The sequence below is a fragment of the Acinetobacter uliginosus genome, from assembly GCF_044130295.1.
Lineage (GTDB): Bacteria > Pseudomonadota > Gammaproteobacteria > Pseudomonadales > Moraxellaceae > Acinetobacter.
This window is the reverse complement of sequence record NZ_JBIQOC010000194.1, coordinates 1-1,172: the sequence shown is the minus strand read 5'-3', so window position 1 is coordinate 1,172 and position 1,172 is coordinate 1. Positions and strand designations below refer to the sequence as shown.

Sequence of the window (1,172 nt, the reverse complement as noted above, 5' to 3'; positions counted from 1 at the left end):
TAATTGAACCGCTCTTTCTCTGATTTCAGGGGTATATTTTAATTTTGTCATCGGGATAGTCTCTCAGAATATTGACTCTCCGACAAACCCGGTACGGTTCAGTTTGGTTATTAAAAAGTCATTGTATTTTCTATGAGGATAGATTTGAAGTTTAACCCAAGATTGGCTTATATTTATTTTACTACTTATTTTTATTTTAAATCCTTATAAATATAAGTCGCGGATAACAACTGTTCTAATAGAGGAAAATCATGTTTAATATTCTGATGTATCTACCTTGGGGCAAGGTGCCTGAAATCACTTGTCAGGAATTATTACAGAAACAGGAAATTGTACAGATTGTTGATGTCCGAAGTGCTCAAGAGTTTAAACACAGTCATATAAAAGGTGCTGTTAATTTACCTATTACACAGTTGAATGAATCTACAATACAGTCATTGGGGCTCAATCTGGATCAGCCCGTGGTGACCATTTGTTTATCGGCGCACCGGAGCATTCCAGCGACACGCAGATTGGCCAAATAGCCGTTCAGCTGATTGTGATGGCGAATGCCAACCCTTTGTCAGGGACTGGCAGGCGGCTATCGGAGCTGAGATCAGGGATGGGTAGCCTGTTTCTGGAAAGGCGTTCGAGGCCAACAACACCCCGAACGGTTAAGATGTCAAAAACCCGTTATCCGGTAGATCACAATGCTGCTCCTCTTAAGTGAACAGCATTGCACCTTGTAATGAGCTTTTCAGTGATTAGGACATTACTTTATCAATTCATATAAATACATTAATCCATAGAATGGATACTGAATTCATCATTTTTTGCAAAAACAATAGATGTCAAGATTGGAATAGCCAAAATAATAGGAAATGAAATGATCCATATGTCCGTTGTTACCTTACTTGAAAATAAAAATTGAGTCGCGATAACAACCAGAATTAATAATGAAAACAAAATACTCGCGAATCGGATTACAAATTTGAGAGGCATTTGTCTGCTCCTAGGTGATTCTATTTGTTATTATAAAGTATACGCCTTCTCTTAAGTTATGTATTTTTTTTTTGAACGAAAAAAGTAAACTGAACCGTACCGGGTTTGTCGGAGAGTCAATATTCTGAGAGACTATCCCGATGACAAAATTAAAATATACCCCTGAAATCAGAGAAAGAGCGGTTCAATTA

The 1,172-nt window shown here is 37.5% G+C and carries 1 protein-coding gene and 1 pseudogene; both read left to right on the top strand.

Translation table 11 applies throughout. From position 1 onward, the window contains the following. Positions 1–251: 251 nt before the first annotated feature. Complete coding sequence (locus ACE01T_RS17695) at positions 252–524, top strand: rhodanese-like domain-containing protein (RefSeq protein ID WP_395519795.1); 273 nt, start codon at positions 252–254, stop codon at positions 522–524. Next, positions 521–709, top strand: a pseudogene (locus ACE01T_RS17690) (IS4 family transposase); the annotation flags it as partial. The gene ACE01T_RS17695 and the pseudogene ACE01T_RS17690, both read left to right, overlap by 4 nt. Positions 710–1,172 lie beyond the last annotated feature (463 nt).